General features: G+C 62.6%; 15 protein-coding genes. 1 reads left to right on the top strand and 14 read right to left on the bottom strand.

Going from position 1 to position 16,107, the window contains the following annotated elements:
- Nucleotide 1 precedes the first annotated feature (1 nt).
- From QM701_RS05845 to virB5, 14 genes are all read right to left on the bottom strand, one after another.
- Entirely contained in the window at nucleotides 2–1,648 is a 1,647-nt protein-coding gene (locus tag QM701_RS05845; protein WP_415166152.1) for a GspE/PulE family protein, read from the bottom strand.
- On the bottom strand, nucleotides 1,635–2,858 hold the full coding sequence (gene pilO2, locus QM701_RS05840) for a type 4b pilus protein PilO2 (protein ID WP_415166151.1): 1,224 nt from the start codon (nucleotides 2,856–2,858) through the stop codon (nucleotides 1,635–1,637). Before pilO2 ends, QM701_RS05845 begins: the two co-directional genes overlap by 14 nt.
- A gap of 1 nt (nucleotide 2,859) precedes the next feature.
- Nucleotides 2,860–3,477 (bottom strand): hypothetical protein, encoded by a 618-nt coding sequence (locus tag QM701_RS05835; RefSeq protein ID WP_415166150.1) that lies wholly within the window; start codon nucleotides 3,475–3,477, stop codon nucleotides 2,860–2,862.
- Between the two features lie 16 nt (nucleotides 3,478–3,493).
- Nucleotides 3,494–5,092: a hypothetical protein gene (locus tag QM701_RS05830; protein WP_415166149.1), complete on the bottom strand. Its 1,599-nt coding sequence runs from the start codon at nucleotides 5,090–5,092 to the stop codon at nucleotides 3,494–3,496.
- An 11-nt stretch (nucleotides 5,093–5,103) separates the two neighbouring features.
- Nucleotides 5,104–5,565, bottom strand: a complete 462-nt coding sequence (locus QM701_RS05825) for a toxin co-regulated pilus biosynthesis Q family protein (RefSeq protein ID WP_415166148.1) — start codon at nucleotides 5,563–5,565, stop codon at nucleotides 5,104–5,106.
- Between the two features lies 1 nt (nucleotide 5,566).
- Nucleotides 5,567–6,334, bottom strand: coding sequence for a hypothetical protein (locus QM701_RS05820; RefSeq protein WP_415166147.1), 768 nt, complete (start codon nucleotides 6,332–6,334; stop codon nucleotides 5,567–5,569).
- 16 nt (nucleotides 6,335–6,350) lie between these two features.
- Nucleotides 6,351–7,427, bottom strand: a complete 1,077-nt coding sequence (gene virB11 / locus QM701_RS05815; RefSeq protein ID WP_415166146.1) for a P-type DNA transfer ATPase VirB11 — start codon at nucleotides 7,425–7,427, stop codon at nucleotides 6,351–6,353.
- The gene (gene virB10 / locus QM701_RS05810) at nucleotides 7,417–8,718 is read right to left on the bottom strand and encodes a type IV secretion system protein VirB10 (RefSeq protein ID WP_415166145.1); all 1,302 of its coding nucleotides are present in this window, start codon (nucleotides 8,716–8,718) and stop codon (nucleotides 7,417–7,419) included. The genes virB11 and virB10 overlap by 11 nt, the downstream gene beginning before the upstream one ends.
- The gene (locus tag QM701_RS05805) at nucleotides 8,715–9,722 is read right to left on the bottom strand and encodes a TrbG/VirB9 family P-type conjugative transfer protein (RefSeq protein ID WP_415166144.1); all 1,008 of its coding nucleotides are present in this window, start codon (nucleotides 9,720–9,722) and stop codon (nucleotides 8,715–8,717) included. The genes virB10 and QM701_RS05805 overlap by 4 nt, the downstream gene beginning before the upstream one ends.
- Nucleotides 9,719–10,465, bottom strand: a complete 747-nt coding sequence (locus QM701_RS05800; protein ID WP_415166143.1) for a virB8 family protein — start codon at nucleotides 10,463–10,465, stop codon at nucleotides 9,719–9,721. The genes QM701_RS05805 and QM701_RS05800 overlap by 4 nt, the downstream gene beginning before the upstream one ends.
- Nucleotides 10,466–10,545: 80 nt before the next feature.
- Nucleotides 10,546–11,583, bottom strand: a complete 1,038-nt coding sequence (locus QM701_RS05795; RefSeq protein WP_415166142.1) for a type IV secretion system protein — start codon at nucleotides 11,581–11,583, stop codon at nucleotides 10,546–10,548.
- A 126-nt stretch (nucleotides 11,584–11,709) separates the two neighbouring features.
- Entirely contained in the window at nucleotides 11,710–11,937 is a 228-nt protein-coding gene (locus QM701_RS05790; protein WP_415166141.1) for a hypothetical protein, read from the bottom strand.
- 12 nt (nucleotides 11,938–11,949) lie between these two features.
- Entirely contained in the window at nucleotides 11,950–12,177 is a 228-nt protein-coding gene (locus QM701_RS05785) for a hypothetical protein (protein ID WP_415166140.1), read from the bottom strand.
- A gap of 3 nt (nucleotides 12,178–12,180) precedes the next feature.
- Nucleotides 12,181–12,891, bottom strand: a complete 711-nt coding sequence (virB5, locus tag QM701_RS05780; protein WP_415166139.1) for a P-type DNA transfer protein VirB5 — start codon at nucleotides 12,889–12,891, stop codon at nucleotides 12,181–12,183.
- Between the two features lie 738 nt (nucleotides 12,892–13,629).
- On the opposite strand from virB5, the gene QM701_RS05775 reads away from it, so the two are divergent.
- Nucleotides 13,630–15,831 (top strand): hypothetical protein, encoded by a 2,202-nt coding sequence (locus QM701_RS05775; RefSeq protein WP_415166138.1) that lies wholly within the window; start codon nucleotides 13,630–13,632, stop codon nucleotides 15,829–15,831.
- Nucleotides 15,832–16,107: the final 276 nt, after the last annotated feature.

The following is a 16,107-nucleotide window of genomic DNA, read 5'->3' as shown; positions in this document are numbered from 1 at the left end:
GTCACCGGGGCAGAATGAGATCGATGTTCTTCTCCACGGCCCGCGGATCGACCTCGCCGGCCAGGGCGTGCGCGATGGCGGTTTCGAGCATGGACGGATCGGCATCCGGACGTTGCCGATAGCGGGCGCGTGCGACGGCGGTGCCGTGTTTGATGAAATCGGCCGCCAGGATGTCGTCCATGACGACCACCTCGGCGATCGCCGTCCGGCCGAGCGTTCCGTCGCCGGCACAGCGCCTGCAGCCGGGGCCGCGCAGCATGACCCGAGCGAGCGGCCCGCGGGCCGCCAGGCCGGCCAGGATGCGCTCGGGCAATTCTCCCGGCGCATCGCCCAGCGGAATCCGGCAATTCGGGCACAGGCGGGGAATCAGGCGCTGCGCGATGATGCCGCGCACGATTTTGGGGTCGCAGAACACGTCGCGCTGCAGCCGGGCCCGGTCCATGAACTCCAGGCGTTCCACGAACAGGTAGGGATCGTCGACGTGCAGCGTCGAGATGACCAGATGCCCGGTGATGGCCGCGTTCATCGCGGCGCTCGCCACCTCGGCGCCGCGGATCTCGCCGATCAGGATGACCTTGGGCGCCATGCGCAACATGACCCGCACCGCTTCCAGGAAAGCCGCGCCGGCTTCGACGTCGGAGCGGGAATCGGTGAAGCCGAGCTGGACGGCCCAGTCCATCGGGTACTCCACCGGATCCTCCGCCGTGACCTGGCGATCCCAGGGCCGCCGGCGGGCGATTTCGGACAGGCACTCGAACATCGTGGTCGTTTTTCCCGATCCGGTGGGGCCGGTGAACAGCACGAGCCCCGAAGGCGCCGCCATCAGCATGGCGAGCCTGTCGATCTGCGTCCGGCTGTAGCCCAGCTGGTGCAGATGGAGTTCTCCCGGCGGCGGCTTCGGGAACGGGAGCGGCAGCAGCTCCACGCATGCCGCGGCTTGGGGAGCCGGCCCGCCGGGCGGCGCCGCGGGGCGAGCGTGGTATTGCAGGCGCAGGGTCATGAACTGGCCGCCTTCGGCGACCGGGTAGCACGGGCCGCGCACCAGACGGATCGAGGTGACGCCCACCTCGCTGCCGAACACGTCCCCCGGAATCTGGGCATTCTGGTATTCGGTCGGTTTCAGGCTGTCGCTCTTGGTGCGCGCCACTCCCTGATACAGCGCGCGGATGAGGGTTTCTCCCGCCTGATGGGGCAGCCGGTGCAGGATCCTGAGCTCTCCCTTGACCACGATCTGGACCTCGCCGTATTCGCCATTGACGCGGATGTGCATGTCCGAGGCTTTGTAGGCGGCGGCCTGCTTGAGCAGATCGATGGCCTGATTGCGGGCAGCCAGATCGAGATCGGCTTCGTGCGCGGGCGTGCCGAAACGAGTCCGGTAACCGGCGATTTCCTCGACGCCGATGTGCTGTACCTGGATCGCCGTCCCGCGGTCCCGGTTGCTGGCGATCCAGGTCAGGAACAACGGGTTGCCGGCGAAGGCCTGGCTGACGTACACCGTCGCGCGGGAGCCATGCAGATCCACGGCGATCGCGTTCTGCAGATCCGCCGGCGGCGCCAGGAGCACGCCGGCGGCCGCTTCGACGTCCGGCGCCGGAGCAGGCGCCGGCCGGCGGAACAGGCCCGCCAGCTGGCGTTTATCGTTTGCCATAGAGCGCTCCTTCGATGATCCAGCCGGTCGGACTCTCCTGCAGGGAGGTCAGCCGCAGTCCCGGGTAGCTCTGGAAGTCCTCGATCATCCCGAGCGGGGAAATCTTCGAACCGATGACGAAGGACAGGGCCGGCAGGATCGGCGGCAGATCCTTCACGTCGACGCCCTCCGGGATGGCGGGCGGCGGGAGCGGCGTCGCCTTGAACGTAAATCCGCCTTCCTGCGCCCAGGCGAGCAGGGCCAGCCTGACCTCGTCGAGCTTGACGAGTCCGTCGGCGCTTCCGGCATCGGGCAGGAGCGTGAAGGCGACGTTCTGCGTGCCTTTGTCGCCGTCGTCGGTAATGACGCCGGCCGGCATGTGGCGGACCGAGGCGCCTTCGCCGCGTATCCATTCGATCGTGGCGCCGGCCGGCGTGCAGGTGATCCGGTCGGACGTCCAGCCTTGGTCGCTGATCGGCGTCGCGGCGAATACCTGGCGGCACGCGATCAGCAGCCTGGCGGGCGCCGGCGTCAGATAGAAGGGGCTGACGAACGCCGCTTTCGCCGCATCGATCTTGCCGCGTCGAAGATCGTCCTGGCGGGCGCGTTGCTGCCGGAGGGCTTCCTGTTCCTGCAGGTCGTTGACGTACCAGGCGCCGGCGGCTGCCGCGGCTGCGATCACGGTGGCCGCACCGGCGGCGAGCACGTGGCGCCGGCGCTCGCCCGGCGTGGTGCGTACCGAGCGCAGGCGGGCGCCTTTCGCCTTGGTGTCCGTGACCATGCGCGCCAGGTCGTCGAGGGTGCCCGAGAGATAGCGCCAGTCGACGAAGCCGCTGTGCGCGTCCTGGGCCGCTTTCACCTGCTGCTCGTCGCCGAGTACGTCGCCGTCCGGCAGAACGGCGTTGTGGTCGCGCACGGCGATGTACCACCACCGGCCCGGCGCGACCTCGAAGGTTCCCAGCCATGGCTGCAGGGCGGAGTCGGCCAGGCAGGCGGCAAGACTGACGGTGCCCTTGGGCAGCTCGTCCAGTGACGGCGCGCAGAAGCCCACCTGGAGCGCGCTCTCGCCCTCGCGCAGGACGTAGGATTGCGCACCCTTGAGATCGGCTTTTTCCTGGATCTCCGCCCGGGCAGGCGCTTCGGGGTAGGCATACCACTCCATGCCCAGGTAATAGGGCTTGCCGTCGATCTCGACGACGTTCGGATGCAGCACGTTCGGCCGGCGCCGCATCTCACCGGCCTCCGTAGGTCAGGCCCGCGCCCGGCATGCCCCCGCCTCCGGGCATCGGGGCGCCGCCCTGGATCAGGCTGCCGGCCGGCTCGGCCGCGAAAGGAAGCGAGACCGTCTGCTTGCCGTCTTCGACCAGCACCTGATTGACCGCGATCGCGCGGATCGTGCCGAGCCCGGGCACCCGGTCGCCGGCGCGGGCGACGACCAGTCCCCGCGCCGTCATGATGGTGGCCGCCAGTTGCCCTACGGGACCGGCGACCATCGTGACGCGCGCCGAATTGGCGGCGGCGCCGCCGCGGCCGGGCGTGGCCTCCACGTCAATCGGACGGGCATCGGCGGCCGGGACGGTGGGGCCGGCGCTGATGCCGTTCGCCGCTCCCAGGGCCTTCGCCCGCTCGGCGGCCAGGGCGTTCTGCGTGCGGAGGGCGTCGAGTTCGAGCTTGGTCGCCGACTTGGCGCCCGCCGGCAGCGGCGAGGGTTCGCGGGAAGGGGGCGGCTTGGCGGCGGATTCAGCCGCGGCCGGGGCGGCGTCCGGAGGGGCGGTGCCGATCGCGAAGGCCGGTTGACTCAGGCCGGCGAGCAAGGCGATGGCAAGGAGGTGGATGTTCGGATTCGACACGAGAGTTCTCCCTGGGTTAGAGAATGCGGACGCTGATGACGATGCCGGTCAGCACCTGGCCGCGGACGTTGGCGAAGCCGCCGCCGAACACCGGGTTGTCCGGGCTGCCCGTGCCGGATTTGTTGGTGCTGCCGGTTTCCCGGGTGAGCGTGGACAGCACCAGGGCATCGCCGGGCGTCAGGGAAACGGACTGCTCGGAGCTGTCGGAGTCGACGTCCTTCGTCTGGACCTTGATGTCCCCCGACGTGAAGGGTTTGAACCCGTTGTTGATGGTGCGCGTCAGGTTCATCCCCAGGATGACCTTGCCGTTGGCGATCTGCGGCAGGAACACCCACGTGGTGCCGGCCGTGACCGAGTCCGGGGTGAGCGTGGCGGTGGTGCCGGCGTTGGTGGTGGCGGTCGTGGAAGCGGACGCGATGTAGCCCTGCGTGTTGGCCGTTTGCAGCAGGATCGGCTGCCCATTGGTGGTTACCGCCGTCTGCTTGTTCGTCTCGACGACTTCGCCCAGGGTCGAAAGCGCCTGCAGGGCCGCGGTGGTCCCGTCGAAGGCGTTGCCCGAGATGGAGAGGCCCAGTTGGGCGGCCGTCATCCCCGAGGCGATGTTGGGCGCCTGCGCGCCGGTCAGGGTGGCGCCCAGCACGCCGGACGTCAACTTGAAGATCACGCTCGGACTCCAGTTGTAGTTGTCGGCGTGCTCGACTTTGACGTTGAACGTGCGGACGGTGATTTCCACCTGCTGGGTGAGCTGGTCGCTCAGGCTCTTCGTCCATTCCTCGATCTGCCGGACCTGCGCCGGCGTGCCGGTCACCGTGATCGAACGGGCGGACGGATTGACGGCGATCTGGGCGCCGGCGGCGACCTTGGCCGCGGTTTTTTCGAGATCGCTCCAGAGGTCCACGGCATAGAGGCTGTTCGTCGCGATGCCGCCGGAAGACGAGAGCGACGATTGGTTCGTCGTGGCGTTCGCGGTGCTGCCGTTGTTGTTGCCCGACGTCGTCGAGATGGTGGAGCTGGCATTGAACTTCCGGGCGATGGCCGGCAGGTAGAAGGTCCGGGAGAGCGTCCGGTAGAACGTGACCCTCCCGTTCGCCATGCGCCACCAGGCGCCGGCCTTGTTGGCGGCGACGTCGAGCAGGCCGGCCAGCGAGCCCTCGTAGTTGAGGTGCATGGCCCACATGCTTTCGCGGTTCGGCCCGTACTGTCCTTGGCCGCCGGAGGAACCCGGGTTGGGCAGGGCGCTGCCGGGTTGCCCGGGGGGCAGCGCCGCCGTGTTGGCATTGCCGGCAGAGGCCTGCAGCTCGGAAATGTTGACGGAAATCCCGGTGCGTTGCGTGATCCAGGAGGCGACCTCGGAGAGCGTGACCGCCTGCGTCGGGTGGTAGACGAACTGCTGCTTCAGGGCCGGATGCAGCGGTTCTTCGAGTTGCACGGACGGGCCGGCGAGCCAGGCGCCGGCCGTGGAAGTCACCACCGGCGGTTTCTGCTCGTGCTGCGCGATGCGGGTGCGCAGCTCGTCCGTCGTCCGTTGTTTCAGGGCCCGGGTCGAATCGAAATTGACGCAGGCCGCCAGGCTGACGGCCAGCAGCATCAGGGAGAGCCAAGAAAAATGCTTCATGAGAACGTCCTTCACTGAGGATCGAGAATGACCGGCCCGGCCCCGCTGACGACCAGCGTGCGGTTGCCGTCGTAGAATTGGCCGCGGATGACCAGGCCGTTTTCCGCAAGGGTGCGGATGACGGCGCTGGCGGCAGCCTTGAAATCGCCGTCGAAATCGGTGTCGGCCGGGACCGTCCAGTCGTGCGGCAGATGCCACATCACCTGCCAGCCGCTCGTCTTGCCCCAGCTGGTCAGGTCCTGCCGGACCAGGTGGCCGGCGCTCAGGCGCCAGCGCCCGGTCTCGGGGGACGGTGCCGCTGCCGCCGGGACGATCGCGGGACTGGTGGCCGCCGGCGTCGCGCGAGGCACGGTCCTGATGTGGCCGGGCAGTGCGGGTTCGTCCGGTACTGATTCGCCGTAGGTTTCGGCATGGGCCGGTGCGGCGAGCAGGCCGGCCAGGGCCAGGGTCGGGAAAACAGACAGGTAGTTCATCTCAGCTCCGCTTGGGTTTGCCCGCGACAGGCGTAATAGGAATGGCATAGACGAGCTTCTTGTCCCAGTCGAAAACGACCCGGTACGGCGTCTGCATCGCGACGCGCTCCAGTCCATCCAGCCAGCTCGTGGCCTGGGAGAGGTTGACGCGGATGTTCGGATCGATGTCGCCGGCGTAGCCGATCTCGAAATCCGCCGGCGCCAGGAGCCGCAAGGCTTCGATCATCGGCAGCGATTTCCCGGGCATCTTCGCCAGGGCGACCGGGGAGCCGATCTGCCGCACCGGCTGGGCGTCGCGCAGCACGACGATGCCGGCCGCAGGCTCCTCGCCGCTCAGGGTCAGGCGGCCCGTCGCGCGGTCGAGGCCGATCCGGTAGCGGGTCTGGCCGGCCAGCTGGCGCAGCACGTCGAAGGGGTCGTCGCTGGGGACGATGGGCAGTATTTCGTCGGCAAGATCGTTGTCGCGCAGACGCAGGCCGGTGTGACGGGCGATCTTCTCCAGGGTGGCGAGCAGGGACACCCGGACGGTTTTTCCGTCTACGGGTTTGGCTTCGAGCGTAAATGCCGGCCGGGCCGGCGGAGCCTGGCGGGCCGCCGGTGCGGCCGTCTCGCCGGCCGGGGCCGGACCGCGGGCGAGGCGATTGACCGGAACGCGGGAACTGCCGTCCGGCACCGGGGGCTTTTCCGGCGCGAAGGAGGCGCAGGCGGACAACAGGCAGGCAAGGGCCATCCCGAGCGGGCGCGGCCATCGCGGCGTCATGGATTTCACGGAGGTCTCCTTGGGGTCAGACGTCATAGGCGAATTCGAGCTTCTTCACCGGGTCGAAATAGATCTCGGTCATCCGCCAGCGCCGGCCGATCTGCTGGCCGTCGCCGTCGTAGATCTTCTCGACGCCCATGTGGGCGACGATGTCGATGGCCGAGAAAAACAGGTGCTTCAGGTCGGCGGCCGAATAGGACGCGGCTTCGGGATGCTGCTTGGCCATCAGGATGAAGCGGGCGATGGCGGCCTGCGGAGAACCGGCGTGGTAGCTGGTGATCGATCCGTCATGGCCGTTGGTGAGCAGCTTCAGGAAATCGTAGCTTTCGGCGCCGCGCAGCTCGGCCAGCAGTACCCGGTCGGGTTTCTGGCGCATGCATCCGGTGAGCAGGTCGGAGGGCGTCACCTTCGCCATGCCCTGGCCGCCTGTGCTGTACAGCAGGTGATCGACATTGCTGTGCCGCAGGAACAGTTCGCGGACGTCCTCGATCGTGATGATGTGTTCCTGATCGGGGATGAGGTTGCACAGCATGCGCATGAACAGCGTTTTGCCGGAACCGGTGGCGCCGACGATGGCGATATTGCGGTGTTGAAGGACCGCTTCGCGCCAGAATGCGGGAACGTCCCGCGCGGCGAGCCGATCGAGCAGGTCCCGGTCCTTGTGCTCCAGTTGATCGCGCTTCGCCCCCTTGGCACGCCACCGGGTTGTTTCAAACAGGCCGTCCCGTATGTATTGCTCCATCGAGCGCGTTTCGAAAGAGGGTTTGCGGATGGTAAAGCTGACCGTGTCGGGCTCAACGGCGGGGGGAACGATCATCTGGATCCGCTCGCCGGTCGGCAGGCTGGCCGAGAGGATCGGGTGGACGGCGCCGATCTTCTGGTGGCTGTACGTGGCGATCGCGGTGGCCAAGGCCATCAGCTTGCCGTGGTCCAGGGCCGGATCCTCGATCCGTTCCCAGCCCCGATCGGTTTCAACCTGGACGACGCCGGCCCGGTTGATGACGAGATCGGTCAAGCCGGGCCGGGCCAGATGGAGCAGAATCGGCTCGGCCAGCGCGAGCACCGCCGCGCCGCGCTCGATAGGAACGTCGTTAATCAGCATGCGGCCCCCGGTTCAGTTTCAATTCGTACACCCTGGAAAAGTCGAGATCCCGCGCCACGAACACCTTGACCCGGGTTCCCTGGGCGCGCTCGATGGTCGGCGGGATGTTGATGGTCTGTTTCAGGATGGTGTCGGCCATGGACTCGCCAGTCGTGGCGCTGTTGTTGTAGACGGTCCCCGTCGTTGCCGCATTGGTGCCGTTCGTTGCCGTCGCGTAGCCGATGGCATCCTTCACGAACGAGAGCAGGAAGGCGGCGCCGACGCGTTGGCCCCAGTGGTTGTCCACCGTGCCGTCGATGCCGGCGCGGCCGAGGGCGTCGGTCGCCGGCGATGCGAGGTTGACGACGACGCCGTAGGGCGTCTTGATCCGACTCCAGATCACCTGGATTTCGGCCTGCCCTTGCTGGACGTTGGCGTGGTATTCGCCCGTCAGCGACGATCCGCGTTCAGCCAGCACCACGCGCCCGTTGTCCGACCAGACGTCCTTGATGAGCGTGCAGCGCACCATGCCGGGCTGGTTCGAGCGCATCGCGGTATCCAGGTCACAGTCCATCGAGGCGCCCTTGGCGAGGATGAAATTGCGGTTGCCGATCAGCGAGGCCTCGGCCTTCGGCGTCTTGAGCGTCTGGAGATTGAGGGCGCCTTTGGGGACCGGCCCCGCGGTGAGCGGGATCTGCGTGGCCGACGACGGCGCCGGGGGAACCGAGTAGTCCGGCCGGGTACCGGGGCCGGCCTTCATGGCGGACGGCGGCGTTCCCGGATATCCAGGGGACGCCGGAGGTTGGCCCGTGGCTAAGGCGTCCTGCCCGCTGGAGCCGAAACGCATCGGGGCATCGTAGCGGCTACGTGGCGGGGCTGCCGGGGCTCCGTTGCCGTTGCCTTGGACGGGAATCGGTTGGGCTTGGCCCGGGGAGGCGCCCTGACGTCGGTTTTCCTGCTCGACGGCGGGCACCTGGGGCGGTTTCTGTGCGGCGGGGTCCTCCCCGTCGGCGCCGAGCCGGCGCGGGGAGTCTTCGGTGTTGTCGTTACGACGCTTGCCGATGGAGGTCTTGCTGGCCACATTCCCATCGGCGTTTTGCTCCTGCGCTTGGCGATGCGCCTGCCAGGATAGCCAACCGCCGATGATGGCGCCCAAAATCACCGTGATCGTGATCACCGTCGGGACCAGCGCCAGGAATCGGTTCGGCTCGGACCGAGCCTGGACGCGCGGCGAACCGCGATCCGGCACGATCTCATTGGGCTTGGCTTCGTCGGCAGCGGGTGGCGTGCCGCTCTCACTAGAGGCACTCATAGTTGTTCTCCGCCGCGAATGACACGCTGGATCCGATCGGAACGGGCACCGGCGACGGGAGGGACGCCCTCGATGTCGAAGGCCTCGTTCCACAGGCCGACGGTCTGCTTGTCCAGACGCAGCACCCATTGACGGGAGACGTCGTGAACGACCATCACATCCCGGCCTTCCATATGGCGTTCCACGAAGCTCTCGGTGCCATCGCTGGAAATGCGGAACACGCTGGGCAGTTCCCGGTTGCCCGGGATCCGGATGAAGGTGAACCTGCCGTCGTCGTAGACTTCGGTCGGCACGATGTCGTCGGATCCGGGCAGGGCCTGCATCGAATACGACCAGTTGCGCCCGACCGGGACCTCTTGCGTCGCCTCCCGCAGGGCGCGCGCCTCCCGGGCCGCGACGAGGGCCGGCGGCTCAGCCATCAGCACCACCGGCGGGGCCGGCAGCTGAAACGACAATTGCCATTCGCCCTTGCACGGCGAGTGTTCAGGAATGACGTCGAGGGCGATCAGGTAGGAGCGGCCGGCGGCTTGAAGGATCAGGTTGGAATTCTCCGCCTTGTGCCGGGGCTTGACCGTGACGACGGCAGAGCCGATGGTGCTATCCACATCCCAGCCATCCGTGTCGCCCCCCGCCGGCGGAAAGGAAATGCTGTCCCCGGCGCCCAGATGGATTTCCGAGACGTAGCCCCGGCGGGCTTGGAGGCGATAGGTTCGGCCCGGCTCGAAGAGTTCGATGCGGCTGGGGGCCGCGCAGCGATCGGCCGGGTTGCCGGCGCCGGCGGTCCGGGGGCCGGCAGCCTTTGGTTTGGCCTTGGGAGACTTGGCGTTTGCGGTGTCCGGCGCCGCTGCTTTGTCCGCCGCTGCCGGTTCCGATGAACGGGGAGCGTCGGCGCCGAGGGCTGCCGCCTCGCCCTGGGCGAGCAGCGCGGTCAGGCATAGGGACAGCACTGTAGCGGTACGGCTGTATCGACGGCTGCCCAAGGAAGGCAAGGGCAGGGCGGTCATTTACGGCCCTCGCTGACGAAGACGCTGGCCACGGCGTAACCGTCCACTTTGAAGCCCATGGGGTTGGCGATCAGGGTCTTTTCGCGCTTGAAAACGTTGGGCGGCGCGAACTTGAACGACATCGTCGAGGAAAACCGTTCCACGCCGCCCTCGTCCCGGCCGTTCCGCCGGGTCCGGCGTTCCCAGCGCACGGTGCCGCGCCTGTCCGGCTCATTCGGGGAGAGTTCGACGGAGACGATCTTGACCCGGATGTCCGTACCGTCGCCCAGGCGCTTGTCCAGGGCGTTGGGGCCGTCGTAGATGGCCTTGTAGTCGCGCGCGACGTGTTCGTCCGACATCTGCAGGACGGCGTCGTAGTCGTCGTCCAGGAGCGTCCAGTGGTACCGCTCGCGGCGGGAAACGTAGCTGGCCAGCATGTTCTTGGCCACCAGCTCGTTTTCTGTGATCTTGGACGGGTCCGTGATGGCTTGCGTCACTTCGCCGGTGGCGCGGTCCACCTCGAAGACAGCCGCGATCACCTTGTAGAACGGCACCATCGCCACCAGCGCGGCGACGGCGAGGATGGTGATCGCGCCCATGATGCGGACGGTGCTCCAGGCCCGGGCTTCTGAGCGTTCGAGCGCCTCGATCCGGTCGGCCTCCCAGTCCTGGCTTTGTTGCAGAAGCGATTCCACACGTTCGCCAGATGCGGACGATGGCGCGCCGGCCCCTGCGGCCGAGCGCGTGGTCAGCTTTTTGAACATTTCCTATCTCCTGGCGGCACTCCAATGCCGCGTATTGCTTGGTGCTACTAAGTGTTCAGTGCCTGATCTGTAGCGATGTGCTAGTCGTTACCGGTCATCTTTCCTCCTGGTTTGTTCATCATGCTGCCCAGCTTGCCGCCGGTCCATTTGAACAGTTGTTTTCCCGCCTGGGCGGTCAAAATCGTGCCCAGGCCTGCGCTGCCCGCGCCGCCGCCAGTCAGTTCCGATGCCACGCTCGGGAGGCGGGCGGCGACGAAGACAAAGATCACCATCATGATGATGAAGCTAACCAGAGCAAAGGCACCTGCAAACAGCGCACCGATTATGTCTGTGAGGGCAAAATCAAACATTTGCCCGACGAGGTTGGCACAAGCGCCAAAGGCTACGCCCATGAAGGTCACGAAAAGCGCCTGAAACACGATCGACTTGATGACGAAATTGAGCCAGTTCGAGAAGAAGCTTTTGATCGGTTCGAAGGCCAACGCAAAGATGAACAGCGGGCTGAGTGCGAACGCCAGGCCGACAGTGACGCGTAACGAAATGACTTCGAATCCCATATAGGCGACCATGGCAATGGCGAGAATCACGCCGCCGGCGAACATAAGGAGGAAGAGCGCAAACGGGACAATGGCACTAAGGATATTCCCCGCGATGTCCAATGAACCGGCATCAGCTGGGGCTACTAACGCTAAGACTTTGCCTGCGACCTCGAATAGCGGTGTGAGGCTTTGGTTGACGCCGCAATCGAGTGCGCTATAAATGCCCATTGGATCGTTCTCCGAAATGGCACAAACGCCACCACCTCCCTGGTTGACGGCGTTATAAATGGCATTGGAAATTTCAGTGTAGAACCCGAAGGCCTCGGGTTGAAAGATGCCGCCGGCAATGCCGGGGTATAGGATCAGAGTGATTTTGACGATGCGCCAGACAAAATCACTGACGGGTGTATGAACCACACCTCGCACTATGGCTAGTGCATAAACCATCACCCATATCGTTATGCCTATGGCAACGAATGGAATCAGGTTGCCCGAAAGTGATTCTGCGATTTGCTGTGCCGGTTCAACCAGGCTGGATTCGATGATGCCGCCGATGTTCCTGAAAACATAGATTTCCATGTTTATCCTCTCCTATGCGCGTAGGCGCGCAGCTACACCGTCGCATACGCAACGGCTGCAAATTCACCTGCGGGGGGAGAGGACCCCGCAGGCAGTTAGTATTCTCGCTGACTTTTTAAGGCTTCTTTATTTCTCTGGTTTCGTAGAACTACCTTTCTTCATATCACCAAGGAGTTTTTTCAAAGATTCATCTCCTTGCCTACCAATTTCGTTTAAACGCTCGATTTCCTCTTTGCTGGTGGCCTTGTCCAAGGCGGCGGCGATCTCTTCCTTCCTTTTTTCCTCCGGCGTCTTCTGGCAGGCTGAAAGGGCGATGACAACCAGACTCAAAGTCAGTACGAGTGTTTTTTTCATGATAAGACTTCTTTATTTCTCTGGTTTCGTAGAACTACCTTTTTTCATATCACCAAGGAGTTTTTTCAAAGATTCATCTCCTTGCCTTCTAATTTCATTCAGACGTTGGATTTCCTCTTTGCTGGTGGCCTTGTCCAAGGCGGCGGCGATCTCTTCCTTCCTTTTTTCCTCTGGCGTCTTCTGGCAGGCTGAGAGGGCGATGGCAATCAGACTCAAAGTCAGTACGAGTGTTTTTTTCATGAATTATTTTCCAAGAAGTCGTTTGAGAGAATCATTCCCAGCTTTGCGGATGCCATTCAACCGATCCCGCTCGGCTTGTTCCTTGGTCAGCTTGTTCTGCGCTTCGGCCATCTGCACTGAGAGTTGAACCTTGAGCAGTTCATTCTGCATAGCCGCTTGCTCGCCAGCGATGCGGGCCTGCAGTTCGGCGATGGCCTTGGGGTCCTCGGTGGTCTGAATCTGGCCGATCAGCGACTGGATCTGTTGCGGCTTCTGGTTAGCGATGTTCAGCGCACTCTGGAAAACATCGTAGGTCTGGTACGGCGAAGCGATGGCCTGCTGACAGCTCATGCGAGCCTTGGTATCGGCGATCATGGAGCAACTGCGGGTGTCGCCGATCTGGTGCCTGAACGCCTGCGCGCCGCTGGATAGGGCATCCACGCCCTGGCGGATCTGTCCGTAGACTTGCTGCCATTCGGCGGGAAGGTACTGCTGCAACAGGGGGTTGTTGAAAATGTTGCCGTAGCCCCGACTGCCGGTTAACGCCCGGAACTGTCCCTCCAGCTGCTGGTATTGGTCCGCCATGGCCCTGAGCTGCTGCGCCCAGGACGCGACCTGTTGAATCTGCTGGACCACAGCGAGGTTGTCGTAGACAGGAATTCCCTGTGCACGAGCAGGACCGGTCGTAATCGTCAGCATAGTAAGCAAGCCAAGGATGATCCAAAAGCGTTTCATGATTCCTCTCCGATGGATAAGACGTACCAACACCTCATCATGCGGCGATGAGCTTGATCAGCCGCCCGGGGGGAGAGGACCCCGACGGCATAGATGCTAATTGTATTTGATCTTTGGCATATTTGCTATACCTGTAAAACATATTTTTAAAACATATCCGCCAGTCGGCCTTGGGCTGCTCAAAAACGAATCACTCAGCTAATCCATTGATTGCGGGGGGACTTCTCGGCTTATCCCCAGGCTTATCCCCGACTTTTGTGGATTGATCGTCGGCAGATTCATACAAGGAGGTCAGTTGCTGTTGCAAGATGGCTGCTGCCTACCAAATCGAGTGGCCGAATCAAGAGCTTCCTTGCCCATTGCCGCCACGCAGCTATAGTTGCGACGTATTCAGCAGTGGCAGACCGGTTCGGTTGAGGGCGGAAAAATTTTCGTCGACGAAAATGCGCGCTCGACCAAGGGTTCTTGTAATCTTGATCTCCGGCAGCTTTGGCTAGGAGCGATCTCACACCTCTGTCATAAAGCCGCCATGTGAATGGCCGCCGTGCTTTGCAACCTGCCGGATAGCCAACTCACACAACTCGGCCGATCTAGAATAGGGCTTGCGTCGGCGAACGGTGGGTCTCCCGTGGACAACAAACCTTGCCGATTTGACGCTGAACGTCAGCCTGCCTATTTGGTGAGCTCACACAACCGACCCATCTCTGCCGCTCGCGGATCGATGGAGCGGACAGTGGCGTGATCGCCTTGGAAACCAGTGGCTGTCCTCCCGTAACGATGAATGGCAATGAGTTTGCCGGATCAACTGTGCGCTCGTTCACTCCGGCGGTCACCACTAAGTCGACCGCGATTGTGGCTGCGGTTCGGGCGAGTATTGCTCGCGGTAACGCACCGCAAGAGTTTGTCTATATACTGCCGCGAAAACTTGTGGAGGGCAGTATGGTTAAGCGTTCAATTCAAAAGATCACAGAGCTTGCTCGACTTTTTGAGGATTCTTCAGAGGGTCTATTTTCCATTACCCGCCCGCTGGACAGCTTCGAGTACGAAAACGGCACTTACGGCGAAATGTACGTGAGGCCAAACAAGCGGCTATCCAAGATTTTTTCGTCTGACCGTGAGGTGTTTGTTCTGATCACCAACTTCCCGGAGCAACAGCAAAGAACAATCCACGCGCTGAAGGGGCAAATCGAAAAGTCTCTAGGGCGAGTTGAAACTGCGCTTGCAGTGGTAGTTCATGCTGATCCGGACGGAAATAACAAGCTGAAGAACTGGGGGCGTGAACAGGGAATTGCCGTACTTCCCATATCCTCAATCGACTCGTTATCCGACCGTGGCGCGTTCGAACGAGATCTGCTTCAGGACTTCTTCTCAAACGACCCGTTTGATGTCACTGGGCCCGTTTCCGACGATGCAAGGTTTTTCGGGAGGCGGTCCGAAGCACTCGACATCTCTCGACAGCTCCAGGGCGGTCAGATCCGTTCTTCACTTGGAATTAGAAAGATTGGAAAGACTTCCATTCTGAACCGGGTCCTACATGAGGCCAAAGCTAATCACGGCTCAGTGTGCGTGATGATCGACTGCTCAAAGGACGATATATGGGCGCAAACAGCCGGGGAATTGCTGCAATCAATATCTGACGCCGTAGAGCGAGCCGCCGGCGCAAATCCTCACTACGCGGAGGTTGAAAGAACGCGTAAGCCGAGCTACGACTTGAGTAGCGCCCGACGCAGCCTGCAGAGCGCGGTAAGTTCTGCACCTGGCACAGTCATTATCTTCTTTGACGAAGTGGATTACATAACACCTAGCAGTCCAACTTCGCGTGAACTGTGGGCGGAAAACTTCAACCCGTTCTGGCGAAACCTGCGGGCAGTCACACAGGAGTCGGCTCGCTCCAGTCGAAATTTCTCTCTCTTCGTCTGCGGGGTTTCCAGCAAATGGTTCAAGGAAGAATCGGTTAACGGCATTGAAAACGCAGTCTTATCGTTCATCCCTGAAGAGTATCTCTCTCCGCTCGCGCCGACAGCGATCGCCGCGATGATCCGCTCGATATCCAAAGTTGCGGGCCTTTCCTTCGATGAAAGTACGGCCGAGTGGATAGGGCACTCCTGCGGGAACATGCCCTACTGGACTCGAAAGGCCTGTTCGTACATTCACCGTCACATTGATGTCCGAGATCGCCCATGTGCTGTTCCTCGCGAAACGGTCGAGCGATTAGTCGGGGAGTTCGTGGAGGTTGAAGGCGCTGCGATTGCAGAAGTAGCGCTCAATCACCTGTTCAAGGTGCACCCGGAGGTATTCGAGTCAGCAAAGAGCATTGCAGATGGCCGCCTCCATAGCAAGGCCGAGCCGCTGGTATCGACCTTAATGCGATATGGAGTTGTGGCCGAGCGGTCCGGCCGGGTTTTACTCGCAAGCACGATGATCTCTGAGGGAATGAAGCTATACCTTCAAAAACGGAGCTCCGTCGCACTGCCGGTGCCGGTTGTAGAGGCCGGCGCGAATCCCGCCCTAAAACTTACGATTGATGAATGGGCCGATGAGTTGGCGCTGATCAATGCAACTCGGAATAAGCTCGAGAAACGGATGCGCGCACTTTCCTTGAACTTCATTAAATTCTCCTGCCTACAAGACAAATCAAAGGGGACCGCTACCGGAAGGATTCAAGCATGCGTCGAGAAAGCTCGAGTCGATAAGCTGAAGCATCTCCCCGCTGATGATTTAGTTGAAAAGCTCTTGTGGTCTGAACTTGTCAGGCTAGTGGAGAAGGAGTGGATGTTGTTTTCCCCGATTTTCAACGACCTTCGACTGTTTAAAGAGCATTCGGTCGTTGTGAACGACCGTCCCGACACTCACGCTAAAGATGCGGACGGGGCGGACCTCGCGCATTACAGGCGTTCATTACGGTGGTTGGAGGACGCTGTGCAGAAGGCGAGCGCCTAGGCCTATCCGTTGACATCTAGTCGCAACCATCGTCTTGGATCAGTGGCGTCGTAGGACGCTTACGCTTGAACTCTTCCCGGTGATACCGCGTGTGCCGCATCGGTTTCTGTATTTCCATCGATCGTGTCCCCCATTTTTTTTAGCGGATACGATCTTCCCAGTCTAAAACCTCAATTCATAGATGACTTCGCCGGGGGCTTACAAAGCAGACGCTAGCCATCTTGACCATCGTTGGCAGCAACGCATCGATTACCTGCCACTCAGTTGTGATTTGCG

The sequence above is a fragment of the Propionivibrio sp. genome (assembly GCF_047602565.1).
In the GTDB taxonomy this organism is placed as follows: Bacteria; Pseudomonadota; Gammaproteobacteria; order Burkholderiales; family Rhodocyclaceae; genus Propionivibrio.
The sequence above is the reverse complement of the archived record's forward strand: the minus strand, read 5'-3'. Positions and strand labels throughout refer to the sequence as shown.

Excerpts from the sequence above, each read along its gene's own strand:
- QM701_RS05845 (WP_415166152.1), bottom strand. The coding sequence starts at position 1,648 with ATGGCAAACGATAAACGCCAGCTGGCGGGCCTGTTCCGCCGGCCGGCG.
- pilO2 (WP_415166151.1), bottom strand. The coding sequence starts at position 2,858 with ATGCGGCGCCGGCCGAACGTGCTGCATCCGAACGTCGTCGAGATCGAC.
- QM701_RS05830 (WP_415166149.1), bottom strand. The coding sequence starts at position 5,092 with ATGAAGCATTTTTCTTGGCTCTCCCTGATGCTGCTGGCCGTCAGCCTG.
- QM701_RS05825 (WP_415166148.1), bottom strand. The coding sequence starts at position 5,565 with ATGAACTACCTGTCTGTTTTCCCGACCCTGGCCCTGGCCGGCCTGCTC.
- virB11 (WP_415166146.1), bottom strand. The coding sequence starts at position 7,427 with ATGCTGATTAACGACGTTCCTATCGAGCGCGGCGCGGCGGTGCTCGCG.
- virB10 (WP_415166145.1), bottom strand. The coding sequence starts at position 8,718 with ATGAGTGCCTCTAGTGAGAGCGGCACGCCACCCGCTGCCGACGAAGCC.
- QM701_RS05805 (WP_415166144.1), bottom strand. The coding sequence starts at position 9,722 with ATGACCGCCCTGCCCTTGCCTTCCTTGGGCAGCCGTCGATACAGCCGT.
- QM701_RS05800 (WP_415166143.1), bottom strand. The coding sequence starts at position 10,465 with ATGTTCAAAAAGCTGACCACGCGCTCGGCCGCAGGGGCCGGCGCGCCA.
- QM701_RS05795 (WP_415166142.1), bottom strand. The coding sequence starts at position 11,583 with ATGGAAATCTATGTTTTCAGGAACATCGGCGGCATCATCGAATCCAGC.
- QM701_RS05790 (WP_415166141.1), bottom strand. The coding sequence starts at position 11,937 with ATGAAAAAAACACTCGTACTGACTTTGAGTCTGGTTGTCATCGCCCTT.
- QM701_RS05785 (WP_415166140.1), bottom strand. The coding sequence starts at position 12,177 with ATGAAAAAAACACTCGTACTGACTTTGAGTCTGATTGCCATCGCCCTC.
- virB5 (WP_415166139.1), bottom strand. The coding sequence starts at position 12,891 with ATGAAACGCTTTTGGATCATCCTTGGCTTGCTTACTATGCTGACGATT.